We start from the raw sequence: 16,556 nt of genomic DNA, 5'->3' as shown, positions 1-16,556 counted from the left end.
ATGTAAAATTCAGAATTACAAAAAAAATATTTCTACCAACTGACAATCTTACAAGAAAAAAATTCATAAATTGGACCACAAAACACATTAAATTCACACCTATTTCTGATTTTCATTGAATTAAAAACAATTTTGACACCACAAAAACTGATATTCATCAACAGAAAGCCCTTTCTATTTTTAACGTAGCTGACCTTTTTTTTAACATTCAATCTTTCCTTTTTAACGAAACAGAAAATAGTTTTTTGCTTATTCTAAATTATTTGTATATCTTTGCTGGGAGTCTGCTACATTTCATTAAATTACACCATATTAATATTATATATACATAAAAATATGTCGCAAGAAAATTACCGAGTTTTTAACTCCATCTTAGATAACGATTTCTACAAATTCACGATGCAGTGTGCTGTCGTTAAGCTATTTCCTAACACTAAAGGACGATACAAATTCATCAATCGTGGCAAACATGAATTTCCAGAGGGTTTTGCTCAAGCGATGCAACAATCTGTAAATCAAATGTCTCAATTGAAACTTACCAAAGAAGAAAAGGCTTTTTTGAAAGCATCATGCCCATACCTCAACCCTGCGTACATTGACTTTTTAGAGGGATATAGGTATGACCCTTCAGAAGTAAAAATCACCCAAAACGGTAGCGATTTTCAAATGGAAGTAGAAGGACTTTGGTATCGTACCATTCTTTGGGAAGTGCCTTTGTTGGCAATGGTTAGCGAACTGTACTACAAATTGACGAATGCCACACAATGGAGCGATGGTCAAATCATCGAAAACACCATCGAAAAGGTAAAATTCTACGAGAATTTAGGCGTTGTTTTTGCAGAATTTGGAACACGTCGGCGCCATTCGTACTATGTACATAACTTGGTTATGCAAACGCTTACTAAATCACAAAAATACAACTTTTCAGGTTCAAGTAACGTACATTTGGCTATGAAATACCAAGTGAAACCTATTGGCACACACGCTCATGAATGGTTTATGTTCCATGCCGCTGAATATGGTTACAAAATGTCCAACGCCCTTTCATTGGAACATTGGGTAGATGTTTTCCGTGGCGACTTAGGTATTGCTCTTTCAGACACTTACACTACGGATGTATTTTTCAAACAATTCGACAAAAAATTCAGCAAACTCTTTGACGGTGTACGACACGACAGTGGCGACCCTATTGTTTTTGCTGAAAAAACCATTGAACACTACAAAAAATTCGGAATTAATCCTCTGTCGAAATACATTATTTTTTCCGACGGACTCAATCCAGAGAAAGTAAAATCAATCGCTGAAGCATGTAAAGGAAAAATCGGAATTTCATTTGGAATTGGAACAAACTTAACCAATGACGTAGGACTTCGACCGATGAACATCGTAATGAAACTTACGGAAGTATTGACACGTGATAACGAATGGGTATCGACTGTAAAACTATCTGATGAACCTAACAAACATACGGGCGACCCGAGAATGATTGAATTAGCTAAAGAGCTACTTCAAATTAAATAATTAAAAATGAAATCACTATGAAAAATAAGTGGATTTATTTACTGATGGTGCTCGGTGCTACGATGGCATTTACACGTTCATTTTTTAAGGGTTACGAACAGCTTCTGCTCATCGGAGGGATGGCTTTACTGATGTTTGGAATTTACAATATTTCAAGAAAATTGAATTCAAAAACGTCTGATCCCTACCCTATGCCTCAGGAAGAAAAAACCACACCCTACCCTCACTCTAAAATAGAGAGTGAGGTAAAGACCGAAACACAGCAACAACAAGAAAAGAAGTAAACGAACAGAATAAGATTAGCTAAAAATTGAATATAGGTGACCACATAGAAGTTTTAGACGACACTATTCGGGGAAAAATCGTTAAAATTAAAGATCAAGAAGCTACAATTTTAACTACTGATGGCTTTGAATTGACATTTCTACTTTCGGAATTGGTAAAAATCAATGAAAACAACATGATTCGCGTACCTATTTCAGATATGAATCATGATTTTCTAGCTAAGAATATCGAAAAAAAGAAAAAAATCATTCCACGGAAAGATAAAAAAATCCCACCAATGGAAGTAGATTTGCACATTCACCAACTCACCAATTCCACCAAAAATATGACTAACCACGACATGCTTACCCTACAACTAGAAACGGCTCGTCGGCAACTGGAATTTGCTATTGAAAAACGTATTCAGAGAGTAGTTTTCATCCATGGTGTGGGCGAAGGTGTTCTACGTACAGAATTGGAATATTTATTAGGAAGATACCCCGTAAAATTCTACGATGCAGAGTATGCAAAATACGGCATTGGAGCTACGGAAGTGTATATTTTTCAAAACGCTAATTAACAATAGCTTAAAACCAAAAACAGATGCTAAATTCATATGACGATATTTTCAAAAACAACAAAAAATGGGTAGAAAAAAAACTGAAGGAAAACCCGAGCTTTTTTAAAGAATTAGCAGAAACTCAAAACCCTGATTATCTGTACATTGGCTGTTCCGACAGTCGTGTTACGGCAGAAGAACTTATGGGGATGAAGCCAGGCGAAGTTTTTGTACATCGAAACGTAGGAAATATCGTTAACAATATTGACATGAATGTAGCTGCTGTAATTCAGTACGCGGTTGAGCATCTGAGAGTTAAACATATTATTGTCTGTGGGCATTATGAATGTGGCGGAGTGAAAGCTGCAATGATTCCACAAAACATGGGATTGCTAAACCCTTGGCTAAGAAACATTCGTGATGTTTATCGTTTACATCAAGTTGAACTGGATCGCATTGATGATGAACAACTTCGCTACGATCGTTTGGTGGAACTCAACGTACAAGAACAGTGCATAAATGTCATCAAAATGGCGTGTGTGCAAGAGCGATATATCATTGAAGAGTATCCAATTGTTCATGGATGGGTTTTTGATCTGAAAAATGGCAATCTAATCGACCTTCAAATTGACTACAAACGGATTATGAAAGACATCCAAAAAATCTATGATTTGACCAATTGCAAATGGATGATGCAACACAAAAAATAATTAAAACACAATATATCAACTAATTAACTCTAATATTTTCCGAGGAACTCCACTATCATTGTTATCATAGTCGGTAATGAAAGAAGCTATTTTCTTTACTTCTTCATGTGCATTTTTCATCGCATAGCTGAATTTAGCTTGTGCCATCATTTCAACATCGTTCATCTGATCGCCAAAAACCAAGGTTTCTTCCGGAAGAATTCCCCACATTTTTTGTAAAATAGACACAGCAACCCCTTTATTTACCTCCTTGGCTGTAATGTCAAGCCACATATCCCCTGATATAACCACTTTAAAATCAGATTCATAGACTTTCAATTTAGGATACGAATTTTGTTGTGAACCTTTTTCATCACAAACAGTCACTTTCAATATGTCATCATCTACCATATTAAAATCTGTAACATATTCAATAGCAGGATAATGAAGGTTAATTTCCTCGTAAAGTCGGATATTTTCTGTTTTCACATAAGCCTTTCTTTTACCACAAAGAGCCACCGCAATCCCCTCTATGGATTCACAAGTTTCTAAAATTGGCTTCAACAAAGTTTTTTCAATTGAATTTTCGTGCAACACTTTATCTTGATATTTAACCAAAGCACCGTTGTCAGAAGCAAAAGCTATCTGTTGTTGAATCGGTGCAAACAACTGCTCTAAACTCTGTATTTGTCGCCCACTTGCCGCACAAAATCGTATATCTTTTTGTTGAATCAATTTAAAAACTTCCCAAAAAAGAGGTGGAATTTCTTTGAATTTATTAACCAAAGTTCCGTCAATATCAGATACAATTAATTTTATCATCATTTATTTTTTTTTGCAAATATACTATACAAAAGAGATTATTACCAACACTTCGTTAAGAACGAACACAAATTATTGATTTTCAGAAAAATAATGACAATAAAATATTAAAGAAAGGCTTTGTTTTTTTACCCAAGTATATACCTAAGTCAAGAAAGTAGCTCCAAGGATTGACTATTTTTGGTCGGGATACGAAAGGGGGATTGGGACAGAAAAAGAGCATTTCATTTGGACACTTTTCAAACTATCAATAATAAAGAAGGAAAACCATTGTTGATGATAAATGAACAAACGAATCACTCTTTCGTTTTCTTTCTTAAAAACAAAAAAAACGTAAAAAATATTTTCTCCATTAACTCTTTATGAATTCGACATTTTTTCTCATAAAAAAAATAGACATTTCTTTTTTATTTAACACACACTCCGTAAAAACAACAACATAACTAATTGAAATTTAGGAAAACATTTCACTGTTTATTTGTTTTTATAAAAAATATTCTATACGTTTGTAACTGAAAAATCACAACATTAGTCAAGAAACGGACTTACCCTCCAAAAATCGGAAATGTGAAAGTCGAAACCGAATTAAAATAAAAAGTAAACCGAGTTACGAAAATCGAAAGAGTAGAAAAATATTATTAATCAGAAAAATCTGCAAAAACAAAAGGTTTTTCTAAAAACATTTTTTTTAATTTATATTATGCCAATCGTTATACTAACTATATGTGTTGTTTTTATCGTATATACATTATTTGATTTAATCAAGAATGTGCAATTGGATAAAAGACAGAAAGTGACTTTTGCTTTTTTGATTTGTGCGTTTCCTTTATTAGGTTCGTTCGTCTATGTATATTCAAAAATTTTATTTATTAAGAAGTAAACCAAAAAAGAAAATGACAGACACCTTGCTTCCTCATAAAAATTTTGACGCTTGGTAGCTTAATACGCAATTTAGAATTGAAATAAATTACTTTTGGGTATATCAAAAAAAATCATTATCTTTGTACCTAAATTTTAACGTTAAATTCTATCTCAAATGAAAAAAGTATTATTGGTAGCTCTTATGGGGGCATTGGCAGTTTCTTGCGGAAACACAGAAACAAAGAAAAAAGAGGAGTCTTCTGTAACTCACAATCATGAGCATGTAGCTCCTGAAACACCTTCAAATTCTACAGCTAAACATGTTGAAAATGGTACAATTGTTTTGGAAGGTACGGATCAAATGACGTTCAACCTTTCTGAAATTAAAGCAAAAGCAGGAGAAAAGGTTACACTAACCTTAAAACACGTTGGTAAAATGCCTGTAACGGTTATGGGACACAATTTTGTATTGCTAAAACAAGGCACTGACGTGGCGGCTTTTGCAGCTGAAGCATTGAAAGCAAAGGATAGTGACTATGTTCCAGCGGGAAGTGATGCTGTAATTGCACACACAAAAGTAATTGGCGGTGGAGAAGAAACTACTATCACTTTTGACGCTCCTGAAGCTGGAACGTATGATTTTATCTGCTCGTTCCCTGCTCACGCAGCTATGATGAAAGGTAAATTCATTGTTGAATAATTTACTTATTAAATAACACACATTTAGGACGCTGTCCGAAAAGTAAACAATTGCAAGATTCAGCCATTTGATCTGGCTGACGAGGCAAGGTTTTCTTGTTACATTCAAGATACGTTTATATGTTTTTTTAACTTATAAATTCTTCTTTCATGCAAAACAGTAAGGAGTTATTCGTTAAGTGCATATACAGGTATACTGAAAATATCACAACAAGATTATAACTTTTCGGACAGTTTCTTTTATTTGTAAATAAGCGATACTATTTTGTCAATTTCCAAAAAAAGTGTACTTTTGGGCATTATTTCCATAAGAGAATAACTTTATGAGTGCCGAAACAATGACAGTAGAAAACAATGTACTTCCGCCAAAAGGCAAACCGAAATGGATTCGTGTGAAACTTCCCACAGGAAAAAAATATACTGAACTTCGAGGGTTAGTTGATAAATACAGTCTTAATACCATCTGTACCTCAGGAAGTTGCCCAAACATGGGAGAATGTTGGGGGGAAGGAACGGCTACGTTTATGATTTTAGGAAATATATGTACACGTTCTTGCGGGTTTTGTGGCGTAAAAACAGGACGTCCTGATTCTTTGGATTGGGAAGAACCAGAAAAAGTGGCACGTTCAATCAAATTGATGAACATAACACATGCCGTTATTACCTCCGTGGATAGAGACGATTTGAAAGATATGGGTAGCATCCTATGGGCAGAGACCGTAAAAGCCATCCGAAGAATGAGTCCAAAAACTACTTTAGAAACCTTAATCCCTGATTTCCAAGGCGTAGAAAAGAATATTGATCGTATCGTAGCCGTAGCTCCCGAAGTAATTTCACACAACATGGAAACAGTTCGACGATTAACACGTGAGGTACGTATTCAAGCAAAATATGACCGCAGTTTGGAGGTACTTAAATATCTTAAAAGCAGTGGAGCTCATCGCACAAAATCTGGAATTATGTTGGGATTAGGCGAAACGGAAGAAGAAGTAATCGAAACGTTACACGATTTGAAAGCAGCAAATGTGGATATAGTTACAATTGGACAATACTTACAACCTTCAAAAAAACATTTACCTGTAAAACAATTTATTACACCTGACCAGTTTGCGAAATTTAAACAAATAGGCGAATCATTAGGTTTCCGTCATGTGGAAAGTGGTGCTTTAGTACGCTCTTCGTACAGAGCTCATAAACATGTTTTATAAGAATCATATAATTAAACTAAGCAGGAAAGAGCTACTGACATCCCTTCAAAAAAATACAAGATATTGTATTTCAAATAATTGAAAAGTTATAAAGAATAGTTTCTTTTTCATCTGGCTATTCTTTTTACACTTACCACACTAGTTAGAAGAGAGAGTAAGCAATACTGAGGAGTAATTCGTTAGAAATATAATCAATGTTCAAAACAATGGTTTTAAGAGTGTTTTTTAAACATACTTTTTTATTAAATCTACGGAAGAACACTATCAATAAACGGTATTACACCCTTGACTTTTGTATTTTTAAAAGAACCTCTTTACAAACTTCTTTTAATCTCAGAACGAAGCTATCTGTATAGAACTAACTTTTCTTTTAAATACGTAAAACAGCTTCTAAGTGATTGATGCACAATATTTCCATTATCTTGAAAATAGGTAAATGTATTAAGTAAAAAACTGATGATATAGCAAGTAGCTAAGCGTAACCTGTTATAACAAAAAACTTTGAAATGGCGTTCGTTTGTTGAGTCTAATGATACATAAATCGAAAGCGTTGCTCACCATTTCTTGTCTCATTTTTTACAATATGGTTAGATTATATGCTTGACATTTTTTATTCGTTTTGGATATAAAACAAGAGTTATAGCGAAACTAATTCCACTACAACCCTTAGTAAGTTCATAACTCACAATATTTTACACAGTTTTTGAACACAATTCCACCCATTGCGTGAATTATAATCAAGTCTTTATTTGAATAAAATCATTTAAACTTTCGGTAGCCTTGACAGTTGTTTCCGAACTGACAGTAGCTGAAAAATTATCAATGTCAAGATGTTTGACCATTAAGAGCGATTTTCCGGATAATGTAATGTGCATATTTTCAACTTTTGTTGGAGTATCTACTAAGATAGTACTTTTCGTACCTTCAATAGTTATATTTTTATAATCTCTTGTTTTTCGTTCTTGTTGTAATGTGATATGAGATTCGTTCATACATATGTCCAACGAAGCGTTTTCTACGGAAGGGTAGGCATCCAGCGTAAAGTTGCTTTTATCTAATGTTAATGACTGTAAATCAGGGGTGTGAACTTGAAAGAAATAAGTGTATTCCAAGTTTTTTTCTGTTTTTATATTCTCATAAGAAACTATAAGTGTATCCTGATGATAGATAAATTTAGGTCGGGGAGCTGATTTGTCCTGAGGAACGAACGCAAAGGCAGAATCCGAGGATGCGAATGCTAATTGCATGTTGTGATAACTTCCTACAACTTTCAGATGTTTGAAAGGTAGTAGCTTTTCAGGAACATAGTCATACGTGTATTTATTGAATACTTTCGGAGCTTTTTTATTTTCTACATTTTTGAGCAGTGTCAAAAAAATAGGAAATAGCAATAGCGTTACTCCAAGTCCCATAAGAATTTTATTACTGGTTTTCATCTTGTTTAGCTTTTAATTGTTGTTTAAATACTTGAAATTTAGGTTCTAAATCATTTAGTTCTATTCCCAAAGTGTGCAATGTGTTGAAAAAAGTAGGTAATTCATTCTCAAGAAAGTCCGCTTGTCGGAAGTTTTTAGCTTGTTGCTTTCCTTCTTTTTCAACGAAGTAGCCAATCCCTCGCTTATCGATGATAATTCCGTTAGTTTTTAGCACTTCGTAACTTCGAGCTACTGTATTGGGGTTTACAGTCAATTGTACTGCTAACTCTCTAACACTCGGTATTTTAGTTTCAGGGAGCCATTCGTCTAACAGAATTTTCTTGCAGACAAACTCTGCTATTTGTAAATAAATGGCTCGTCCAGTATCTCTAATTTCCATAGGCTATCGTATTTCTTTTTCCTTAAATTTAAAATAAGATAATGTGTACAACATAAAAATTCCGATATAGAATAACAAGGTTAATAACAATTTTATATTTTCTGAATTTTTGTGAATAGCATAATAGCCCATTCCTTCATCTGCTTCCACCCCCAATACAGTATCAAAAAAAATACTGCCATATTCTCCTAAAATTGAATTCAAAGCTATCATAAAACAAATCCATAAAAAGAAAGAAAAAGTAGTGAAAAACATGGAAAATTTATTAAAAAACAGTACTCCTGCAAAGAAAATAGACTGTGCCATCAGACAAATAACTGTTCCTATTCCAATAAAATGGCTAAATGAAGGTAGTCCAAAATCTTCTGGAGCATACGTATTTACAAAGTCCAATTTATCCACTATTTGAGCTGAAATATAATACAAAAATCCATACAGGATTGTGAAAAAGATAAAGAACAAAACACAATAGATAAACCATTTAACCAACCATTTCTGAGTTGGAGTAGCAGGAATTAACCATTCGTAAATAGCTGATTTTCTTTTCTTAAAATCCCTAAAAGCGATGTAGGGAGAGATGATAGCCCACACAAATATTGTGACTATATAGGGCATCATAAAAGCCTCTGTAGAGAAAAAGAAATATCCTGTATCTACTGAATTTATCCAACTGACATAACAATAGTAGGATATCACACCTATACTTATGAGTAATGCTACTATTGTAAAAAATATAAAAAACGTACGTTTTTCCGTCCATTCCTTGCGGAGTAATAGTCCAATTTGTTTCATGGGATGTTGTTATTTTGAGTTAAACCATTGATTTATTTGTTCAGAATTAGTAGTTACGGCTTTGTAAAGCAATTCCAAATCCACCCGATTTTCGGTATTCTCATGATTGGGAAGTACCATTACATTGCCAAAGAAATTGGTTTCAGCATAAAAAGCCTTGCTCAGCTCAGCTTTATTTTCTGAAATTTTAAAATTTAGTTTCTCAGAAATCGTTCGTACAGATTGATTGAATAATATTTTTTCATTATCCAATACTATCACGCGGTCGATAAGATTTTCTAAATCTTTAGCTTGATGTGTACTGATGATAAAATAGCGGTCATCATTCATCTGTTCAGCAAGTATTTTTTGAAATTGAGTTTTACCCATAATGTCGAGTCCGTTCGTAGGTTCATCCATCAGTACAATAGCAGTATTCGTTGCTAAGGCAAAGCTAATCAGGACTTTTTTGCGCTGTCCAAGGCTCAGTTTATTAATCTGACTTTCTGAGGGAATTTCAAATCTATTTAAAAATTCAAGGAATTGTACCGTATCAAACTTTGGATAAAAAGGAGCGATGGTTTTTTCATATTGCCGAATCGACATATCAGGCAGATATACTTCATCGGTAATTAGAAAAATTTCCTGTAGGAATTCCGTCTGTCGCTTCTTAGGTTCAAATCCCAAGATCTCCACTTTTCCTTTGTGAGGAAACAATAACCCTGTGAGGTTGTACAACAACGTGGTTTTCCCGACCCCATTTTTTCCAAATAATCCACAAATTTGTCCTGCTTCAATCTGCAAGTTCAAATTTTGGAATACAACTTTCTTGTGGAAAGAAAAATCTAAATTTTGAATTCGTATCATACATAAACTGATTTAGTGTTCTACTTAACTAATACACTGCAAAAGTATATTGAAAAAATGAAACCTCCAAATATTTTGAGATTTATTTTAAAATATTTTCAAAACACCTCACCATTGTACCATTCGACAAATAATTGTTTAATTCATTTAAAATATGTATTTTTGTGGGGTTAACTATAAAAAACAGTAATACAATGGCAAACGTAGAAAAAGTAAAATGCCTAATAATTGGCTCAGGTCCAGCGGGATACACTGCGGCAATCTATGCCTCACGTGCCAATATGTCTCCTGTTTTATACCAAGGAGAACAACCTGGAGGACAGCTGACCACTACCAATGAAGTTGAAAATTTTCCTGGATATCCAAAGGGAATTACAGGTCCTGAAATGATGATTGAACTGCAACAACAAGCAGAGCGTTTTGGTGCTGAAATAAGAAACGGATGGGTGACAAAAGTCGATTTTTCGCAAACACCTCATAAAGTTTGGGTAAACGAAACACACGAAATCCACGCTAAGACTGTTATCATCGCTACAGGAGCTTCTGCAAAATATTTAGGTCTGCCTTCCGAACAACATTACTTAAAGATGGGAGGTGGCGTTTCTGCTTGTGCCGTTTGCGATGGATTTTTTTACCGAAAACAACAGGTTGCTATCGTAGGAGCTGGGGATTCGGCATGTGAGGAAGCTTTGTATCTATCTAACATATGTGAAAAAGTAACCATGTTAGTGCGTCGTGATGAGTTTCGTGCATCGAGAATCATGAAAGAACGTGTGCTAAAAACGCAAAACATAGAAGTGCTTTTCAATACCGAAACAGAAGAAGTTTTAGGTGACGGTCAGGTAGTTACGGGGATTAAAGTTCGTAATAATCAAACGAATGAAATCTCTGAAATACCCGTAACAGGATTTTTCGTTGCAATTGGACATAAGCCAAACACCGATGTTTTCAAGGAGTTTATCACTTTAGATGAAGTGGGGTACATTAAAAATGTGCCAGGAACTTCTGAAACCAACGTAAAAGGAGTTTTCGTAGCAGGAGATGCCGCTGATAGTCGCTATCGTCAAGCTATCACAGCTGCTGGTTCAGGGTGTATGGCAGCTTTAGATGCCGAACGCTACTTAATGACCTTAGAATAAAAATCTCTTCGGATTATTTTCCTGAGATATGGATTTACTTCGGTAAGAGAGTGCAAATTAATTCTTTGACACGAAGTAGGTTATGTAAAAAAAGGCAATACTTAATTGAAATAGAAACTTTGTCAAATTCTTTTTCGTTTTTCAAAATTGAGAAAAAATTGACAAAGTTTTTTAGTGCTTTAATCAGCCTCACCACAGATTTAAAAACCAAAACATGTTTAGCAGAGCAGAAGCAAAAAAACTACGCGAAGAATTTTGGATTTCTTTTGGCAAGTCATTTCCTCGAAAATGGGTGCTTTATGACACGAAAATTAAAGATTTCAGTTTTAAATTCTATTTTGACCAAAAAAAAGCAATGGTAACACTTGACATCGAAGATAACAATTTAGAAAACAGGTGTTTATACTACAATAAAATGCTTTCCCTGAAACAGATTCTTTTAACAGAATATCTGCCTGATGCTATTTTCGAAGAAACTCATATACTTCCTAATCAGAAAGGAATCAGTCGAGTTTACGTCCAAAAATACGGTGTGAATATCCATAACAAGGACAGTTGGCGTGAGACTATGGAATTTTTGTACCGTACAATGAGTCAATTTGAATCCTTTTGGTTTGAATATGAAGATGTTATTAAAGAGTGATATTGTTTACTTAAGGTATTATAAAACTCGTAACACATTTTCCTTCACCCATCCTATTTTTCCATCTTCCAAACGGATTTTTATCCATTCGTTAAGGGTTTCGATAATTTCTACCTTTGTACCTTCATGCAGAATAAATACTTCTGAGCTATACGCATTGGGTTCAGCAAAAACACGGATGGTTTTCTCGAATAGAATTGCATATTTCTCATTCACATAGTTTTTATAGTGGAAATTTGCTATGAAATAGGTGCCTACAGCAGTTACTATGCAAACAAGAGTAAGTGTAAAAAATATGCGTTTCAAGATTGTTGAAGGGGTGAAAAAGTAAATCAAAAAGCATATTACAAAAGTAAAAACACTCAAAATAGGAAAAATAGCCCATGTACTGAGTGAAAATAATGAAGTAATACGGTTTGATAACTGTGTGTACCACGTTTTGGGTAATGGAGTGATAACATCAACCGTCATTTGGTTGGCGAATACTAGATTGTTACGAGCATCCTCGTTGTCAGGATTGAGCTTAAGAGCTTTTTCGTAGTAGTAAATACTTTTTCCTACTTGATTCAGCTTGTAATGAGCATTTCCTAAGTTGTAGTATAGTTCTGAGGATTCATATCCCGAATCTAAGATACTCATGTACGATTCTATAGCTCCTTTAAAATCGTTCGCATTGTAACTTTCTGTAGCCTTAGAAAATAACTTTTCATTGTCCTGTGCAAGGCTCGTTCCCAGTCCTAAAATAAAGAAACTAATGTTCAATATATATCGTAATTTCATAGTATTTTTTATGTTATTTCTTTAATATTTTTGTTTTATTCGAACACAATATCTTACTTTATCTGCTTATCAAGCTCAGAGAGTACCTGTACTGATAGCTCATAATCTTTCTCCAATGAAGCAACAGAATGAGCCTGTGAGTAACGGGCTAATTCGCAGTTTTTTAATAAGCTAATAAATGTTTCCAGCGTAGAGGCTTTCACTTGTTTTTCTTGTAGCAGTGAGCTGATTTTTTCCTTACTCATTTCGTAGGTTTCAATTTTCAGTTTAGCTTTCAAATAGTTGTGAAAAGCTCGTTCTAGTGCTTCATAGAACGTATCTTTGTCCGTTATTCTCTGTTTTGCTTCACTTAAATACTTCTTGGCTAAACGGTTTGCTTTACGGATTTTGTTTCCTTCCACATCGCCTTGTCTTTTTTGCTGGAATCGTTGCCAGAATAAAGCTATTGGTATAGCGAGTAGGGGTAAAAATAACCACCAATAATAAGCCGATGTACTGAAAAAAAGAGGCTGATCTATTGGTTGTAAATTTGGATTGAGTTGTAAAAATCGGAACTGATTTCCTAAATTTTGTACGCTTTGTTTTACTATTTCTCCCGTGCTTTGAATTTCTTTGGCAGGACTTCCTGCTATATCAAGGAGAATATCTTCTGTTTTAACGGTATGATACTTCTGTGTACTTGGGTTAAAGTAGGAAAACGAAGTAGCTCCTACGGGATATTTTCCTCCATATTGAGGCACAATTGTATAAGTTTGCTCTACTGTTCCTCGCATTCCCGAAAGGGTGGTGTTGACATTGTCCTTTTGCTCAGGGTTGTAGACCTCCAAAGATGAAGGGAAAGTAAGTTTAGGTAAATCAAATAGTTTCAAGTTCCCATTCCCCGAAACTTGTACTTTAATTTGAGTCGATTCTGATGCATTCAGCTCTTTGCGGGTTGCGTTTACCTCAAAAGTAAAATCACCCACAGCTCCTGAAAAATCATTGGGTTTTCCTTCTTCGGGAAGCTCACGAACGTTAAGTACTCTATTCCCAGAGCTAACTCGCTGTACGGATTGTTGCATAATGTTTCTGCCGAAAAAATCGCGTTGTTGCGTAGGTACAGCCAAAACTGCATCCACTGATAGTGGTTCCAAGGTAATTTTTCCTGTTTTTTGTGGATATAGCACCATCTTTTTTATGGTCACACAACGGAAATTTTTTCCTTGGTAGGTGCAATTATCTACCTCATACTGCGACATGGCCATCCGTATTTCTTGACTCCAAAAGTTAGGAAATTTTGGAACATCCACAACTCTTAAATCATTCAATGCAACTTGTCCACCCACATAAAGTTTATAGATTACGCTGATTCCTTCGTTCAGATATGGATTTCCTTTTGAAACTTCTGCTACCAAAAACAAATTGTCTTTAATAAGGTCAGTGGTCGGTTTATCCAACGAAGGTGTTTCTACTGCTTTCGTAACACTTATTTCAACTGGCTTTGTGGTATAGGTCTTTCCACCAATATCAATACTCGCTCCTTGAATAGTGAATTTTCCCTCAGCAGTAGGCTGCAAGGTATAACTAAATGATTTTGAGAAAGTTCTCACCCCATTCATCCACATATCTGAAACCGATTGCGAAGGCCCCATAACTACTGTGAACCCTTTAAAGTCAGGAGGAGTAAAATTATCTCCATTTTTGTTCATTGTGAAGTCGATACGCAAACGTTCATTTACTCCCAATTTGTCTTTGCTGACCTTGGCAATAAATTCCACTTCTTGAGAGTGTAACACACTGAAAAATAAGCTAATAATAAATAATATGCGATGTTTCATATTTTTTCTTTATTTCTAATTGTATAGATGACAAAACCTTAAAGCCAATCAACTCCAACTTATTGATTAGTAATAAATAGAAGCTATTACCAATCTTTTTCTGATTTGATACGCTCACCTTTTACCTTTTTAGCGTTAATTTTCTCCTGAACTTTCCGATCTTCGTTATTCATAGCCTCTAAAATACGCTCCATCTGCTGAGGTGATAGTGACGCAGGAGTGTTTTTGCCTTCACCCTTATCTTTGTCATTCTTGCCATCTTCAGGATTATTGGGTCTATCTTGGTTGTTGCCTTTATCTTGATTTTTATCTTCTTTATTATCGTCCTTCTCTTTGTCCTTATTGTTTTTGTTATCTTGATTATCTTTATTCTCCTCCTTTTCGTTTTCTTTGTTATCTTGCTTATTATCCTTATTCTGGTCTTTGTTTTCCTCTTTATTTTGACTGTCTTTGTTCTCGTCGTTTTTGTTTTCGTTGTTATCTTGTTTATTGTCTTTATTATCTTGACTTTGAGGAGGATTTTTCTTCAACATCTCTTTAGCAACAGCTAAGTTATAGCGAGTTTCTTCGTCGTTAGGATTATTTCGTAATGCTTCTTGATATGCCTGTACAGCTTTTTCATATGCCTTTTCTTTCATAAATGTATTCCCTAAGTTGTGGAAGATTTGATGTTTTTCGGCATGACTTACCTCTGCTGAAGTGGACGCATTTTTCAATCGGTAGAAAGCTTCGTCGTAGCTTTTTTGTTTATAGTACATCGTCCCTAAATTGTACTGAGCAATGCCGTTTTCTTTGTTTTCAGCAATTGCATTTCGATATTCAACCTCTGCTTGAATAGGTTTATCGCTGTTGAAAGCCTTGTTTCCCTTTTGAGTATATTTTTCAGACCTATTTTTTGCTTCTTCAAGAGTTTTCTTAGTTTGTTCTTCTCTGTTTTGAGCAAAAGTTATGAAGCCTGTTAATAAAAATACAAATAATAAAATCCGCATCATTCTATTTCTTTTCGTTAAACAAATTGAGTTTTTTTACCCACAGGGTTTTACGTTCAAAAATAAATAAATCGAAGACCAATAGTAACAGAGCTACCGCCAAAAACCATTGGAATTGGTCTTGATAATCAACAAATTTTTGAGTTTCAAATTCGGTTTTTTGAGTGCCATCTAAAATGGTTATAAGTTCATCAATCGTTTCTTTTGTATTTTCGCCGTTTATGTATTTTCCGTTGGCATTTTCTGCGATTCCTTTTAGTAGATTCTCGTTCAGTCGAGAGATGACTACCTCGCCATTCTTGTCACGTTTGTAGGACTGAGTTACGTTGCCTTGCTTGATTGGGATAGGGCCTCCTTTTTCAGTTCCTATACCGATGGTGTAAATGCTTACTCCTTGATTAACAGCTTCTTCCGAAACTTCCAAAGCTCCCATTTCATGATCTTCACCATCAGAGACGATTATCAAGATTCGTGCCGTTTCCTGCGTATTGTCGAAATAACTGCATGTCATTCGTATCGCCTCTTGGATTGCCGTCCCTTGTGAGGAAAGCATATCGGTGTCCATACTTTGCAAAAACATTTTGGCAGCCGAATGGTCAGTTGTCAAGGGTAACAACGGATAAGCACTGGCCGCATACGCTACAATTCCTACTCGGTCGCCTTTCAGTTGATTTAGAGTTTCGGACACTAATCGCTTAGCCTTTTCCAATCGATTGGGAGCCACGTCTTCCACTAGCATACTCTTAGAAACATCAATAACAAAAAACACGTCCACACCTTCTCGTTTAACAGTTTCGAGTTTCGTTCCTACTTTTGGATTTGCTAATGCTACGGATAGAGCCACGATTACAACAGAAAGTATCCCTAACTTTAACAACGGTTTAAAGCGTGAACGATCGGGAGCTAAACGTTTTAGTAGATTCTCATCGGAAAATTGTTTTTGTTGTCGTCTCATCCGGATGCGGGAGATAGAAAACAATAAAAATAGTACCCCTACCGATAAAATGAGCCACAAATATATTTTTTCGTCTATGTGTATCATGACACGATTTATTTCTTATCTAATTATTTTACTTTTTAAGTATTTCGTAACTATTTGGTTTACATGTTTT

General features: G+C 34.9%; 17 protein-coding genes. 8 read left to right on the top strand and 9 right to left on the bottom strand.

All coding sequences use genetic code 11. From position 1 onward, the window contains the following. Positions 1–336: 336 nt before the first annotated feature. The 4 genes from pncB to CGC49_RS08070 are packed head-to-tail and all read left to right on the top strand — an operon-like array spanning position 337 to position 3,054. Positions 337–1,521 (top strand): nicotinate phosphoribosyltransferase, encoded by a 1,185-nt coding sequence (pncB, locus tag CGC49_RS08085; protein ID WP_042008596.1) that lies wholly within the window; start codon positions 337–339, stop codon positions 1,519–1,521. Positions 1,522–1,538: 17 nt separating this feature from the next. Further along, on the top strand, positions 1,539–1,805 hold the full coding sequence (locus tag CGC49_RS08080) for a hypothetical protein (RefSeq protein WP_095912337.1): 267 nt from the start codon (positions 1,539–1,541) through the stop codon (positions 1,803–1,805). A gap of 26 nt (positions 1,806–1,831) precedes the next feature. After that, entirely contained in the window at positions 1,832–2,365 is a 534-nt protein-coding gene (locus tag CGC49_RS08075; protein ID WP_042008598.1) for a Smr/MutS family protein, read from the top strand. 23 nt (positions 2,366–2,388) lie between these two features. Next, the gene (locus tag CGC49_RS08070; protein ID WP_042008600.1) at positions 2,389–3,054 is read left to right on the top strand and encodes a carbonic anhydrase; all 666 of its coding nucleotides are present in this window, start codon (positions 2,389–2,391) and stop codon (positions 3,052–3,054) included. 15 nt (positions 3,055–3,069) lie between these two features. On the opposite strand, the gene CGC49_RS08065 is transcribed toward CGC49_RS08070, so the two are convergent. Continuing rightward, positions 3,070–3,855 carry an HAD family hydrolase gene (locus CGC49_RS08065; protein WP_095912736.1) on the bottom strand — a complete coding sequence of 262 codons (786 nt, stop codon included), beginning with the start codon at positions 3,853–3,855 and terminating at the stop codon, positions 3,070–3,072. Between the two features lie 1,036 nt (positions 3,856–4,891). Between CGC49_RS08065 and azu the strand changes: the two genes are divergently transcribed. Further along, positions 4,892–5,416, top strand: coding sequence for an azurin (gene azu / locus CGC49_RS08060; protein WP_042008605.1), 525 nt, complete (start codon positions 4,892–4,894; stop codon positions 5,414–5,416). A 322-nt stretch (positions 5,417–5,738) separates the two neighbouring features. Next, on the top strand, positions 5,739–6,623 hold the full coding sequence (gene lipA, locus CGC49_RS08055) for a lipoyl synthase (RefSeq protein WP_042008607.1): 885 nt from the start codon (positions 5,739–5,741) through the stop codon (positions 6,621–6,623). A 737-nt stretch (positions 6,624–7,360) separates the two neighbouring features. Here the strand turns inward: lipA and CGC49_RS08050 are convergent. From CGC49_RS08050 to CGC49_RS08035, 4 genes are read right to left on the bottom strand one after another with little or no spacing between them, the layout of a single operon-like run. Continuing rightward, on the bottom strand, positions 7,361–8,059 hold the full coding sequence (locus CGC49_RS08050; RefSeq protein ID WP_095912336.1) for a hypothetical protein: 699 nt from the start codon (positions 8,057–8,059) through the stop codon (positions 7,361–7,363). After that, a complete protein-coding gene (locus tag CGC49_RS08045) occupies positions 8,046–8,438 on the bottom strand; it encodes a GntR family transcriptional regulator (RefSeq protein WP_042008612.1) in 393 nt (130 codons plus the stop codon). The genes CGC49_RS08050 and CGC49_RS08045 overlap by 14 nt, the downstream gene beginning before the upstream one ends. A gap of 3 nt (positions 8,439–8,441) precedes the next feature. Next, the gene (locus tag CGC49_RS08040; protein ID WP_095912335.1) at positions 8,442–9,230 is read right to left on the bottom strand and encodes a hypothetical protein; all 789 of its coding nucleotides are present in this window, start codon (positions 9,228–9,230) and stop codon (positions 8,442–8,444) included. 9 nt (positions 9,231–9,239) lie between these two features. Continuing rightward, positions 9,240–10,076: an ATP-binding cassette domain-containing protein gene (locus CGC49_RS08035; protein ID WP_095894044.1), complete on the bottom strand. Its 837-nt coding sequence runs from the start codon at positions 10,074–10,076 to the stop codon at positions 9,240–9,242. Between the two features lie 194 nt (positions 10,077–10,270). Between CGC49_RS08035 and trxB the strand changes: the two genes are divergently transcribed. Then, positions 10,271–11,215, top strand: coding sequence for a thioredoxin-disulfide reductase (gene trxB / locus CGC49_RS08030; RefSeq protein WP_042344994.1), 945 nt, complete (start codon positions 10,271–10,273; stop codon positions 11,213–11,215). A gap of 214 nt (positions 11,216–11,429) precedes the next feature. Next, complete coding sequence (locus tag CGC49_RS08025) at positions 11,430–11,858, top strand: DUF4268 domain-containing protein (protein ID WP_095912334.1); 429 nt, start codon at positions 11,430–11,432, stop codon at positions 11,856–11,858. A gap of 18 nt (positions 11,859–11,876) precedes the next feature. On the opposite strand, the gene CGC49_RS08020 is transcribed toward CGC49_RS08025, so the two are convergent. The 4 genes from CGC49_RS08020 to CGC49_RS08005 all read right to left on the bottom strand — a co-directional run bounded on the left by CGC49_RS08020 (position 11,877) and on the right by CGC49_RS08005 (position 16,486). Continuing rightward, positions 11,877–12,650, bottom strand: coding sequence for a tetratricopeptide repeat protein (locus CGC49_RS08020; RefSeq protein WP_369801119.1), 774 nt, complete (start codon positions 12,648–12,650; stop codon positions 11,877–11,879). 41 nt (positions 12,651–12,691) lie between these two features. After that, on the bottom strand, positions 12,692–14,455 hold the full coding sequence (locus tag CGC49_RS08015) for a BatD family protein (protein ID WP_095912332.1): 1,764 nt from the start codon (positions 14,453–14,455) through the stop codon (positions 12,692–12,694). An 86-nt stretch (positions 14,456–14,541) separates the two neighbouring features. Beyond that, on the bottom strand, positions 14,542–15,447 hold the full coding sequence (locus tag CGC49_RS08010; RefSeq protein WP_042008628.1) for a tetratricopeptide repeat protein: 906 nt from the start codon (positions 15,445–15,447) through the stop codon (positions 14,542–14,544). Position 15,448: 1 nt separating this feature from the next. Then, the gene (locus tag CGC49_RS08005) at positions 15,449–16,486 is read right to left on the bottom strand and encodes a VWA domain-containing protein (protein ID WP_095912331.1); all 1,038 of its coding nucleotides are present in this window, start codon (positions 16,484–16,486) and stop codon (positions 15,449–15,451) included. Positions 16,487–16,556: the final 70 nt, after the last annotated feature.

Origin of the sequence: Capnocytophaga sp. H4358, assembly GCF_002302515.1 — a bacterium.
In the GTDB taxonomy this organism is placed as follows: Bacteria; Bacteroidota; Bacteroidia; order Flavobacteriales; family Flavobacteriaceae; genus Capnocytophaga; species Capnocytophaga canis.
Note: the sequence above shows the minus strand (reverse complement) of the source record. Positions and strands in the feature narration are given on the sequence as shown.

Bases quoted from the DNA above. Each gene is read 5' to 3' on its own strand.
- trxB (WP_042344994.1), top strand. From the start codon at position 10,271: ATGGCAAACGTAGAAAAAGTAAAATGCCTAATAATTGGCTCAGGTCCA.
- lipA (WP_042008607.1), top strand. From the start codon at position 5,739: ATGAGTGCCGAAACAATGACAGTAGAAAACAATGTACTTCCGCCAAAA.
- CGC49_RS08040 (WP_095912335.1), bottom strand. From the start codon at position 9,230: ATGAAACAAATTGGACTATTACTCCGCAAGGAATGGACGGAAAAACGT.
- CGC49_RS08035 (WP_095894044.1), bottom strand. From the start codon at position 10,076: ATGATACGAATTCAAAATTTAGATTTTTCTTTCCACAAGAAAGTTGTA.
- CGC49_RS08015 (WP_095912332.1), bottom strand. From the start codon at position 14,455: ATGAAACATCGCATATTATTTATTATTAGCTTATTTTTCAGTGTGTTA.
- pncB (WP_042008596.1), top strand. From the start codon at position 337: ATGTCGCAAGAAAATTACCGAGTTTTTAACTCCATCTTAGATAACGAT.
- CGC49_RS08065 (WP_095912736.1), bottom strand. From the start codon at position 3,855: ATGATAAAATTAATTGTATCTGATATTGACGGAACTTTGGTTAATAAA.
- CGC49_RS08050 (WP_095912336.1), bottom strand. From the start codon at position 8,059: ATGAAAACCAGTAATAAAATTCTTATGGGACTTGGAGTAACGCTATTG.
- CGC49_RS08080 (WP_095912337.1), top strand. From the start codon at position 1,539: ATGAAAAATAAGTGGATTTATTTACTGATGGTGCTCGGTGCTACGATG.
- CGC49_RS08005 (WP_095912331.1), bottom strand. From the start codon at position 16,486: ATGATACACATAGACGAAAAAATATATTTGTGGCTCATTTTATCGGTA.
- CGC49_RS08070 (WP_042008600.1), top strand. From the start codon at position 2,389: ATGCTAAATTCATATGACGATATTTTCAAAAACAACAAAAAATGGGTA.
- CGC49_RS08010 (WP_042008628.1), bottom strand. From the start codon at position 15,447: ATGATGCGGATTTTATTATTTGTATTTTTATTAACAGGCTTCATAACT.
- azu (WP_042008605.1), top strand. From the start codon at position 4,892: ATGAAAAAAGTATTATTGGTAGCTCTTATGGGGGCATTGGCAGTTTCT.
- CGC49_RS08025 (WP_095912334.1), top strand. From the start codon at position 11,430: ATGTTTAGCAGAGCAGAAGCAAAAAAACTACGCGAAGAATTTTGGATT.
- CGC49_RS08045 (WP_042008612.1), bottom strand. From the start codon at position 8,438: ATGGAAATTAGAGATACTGGACGAGCCATTTATTTACAAATAGCAGAG.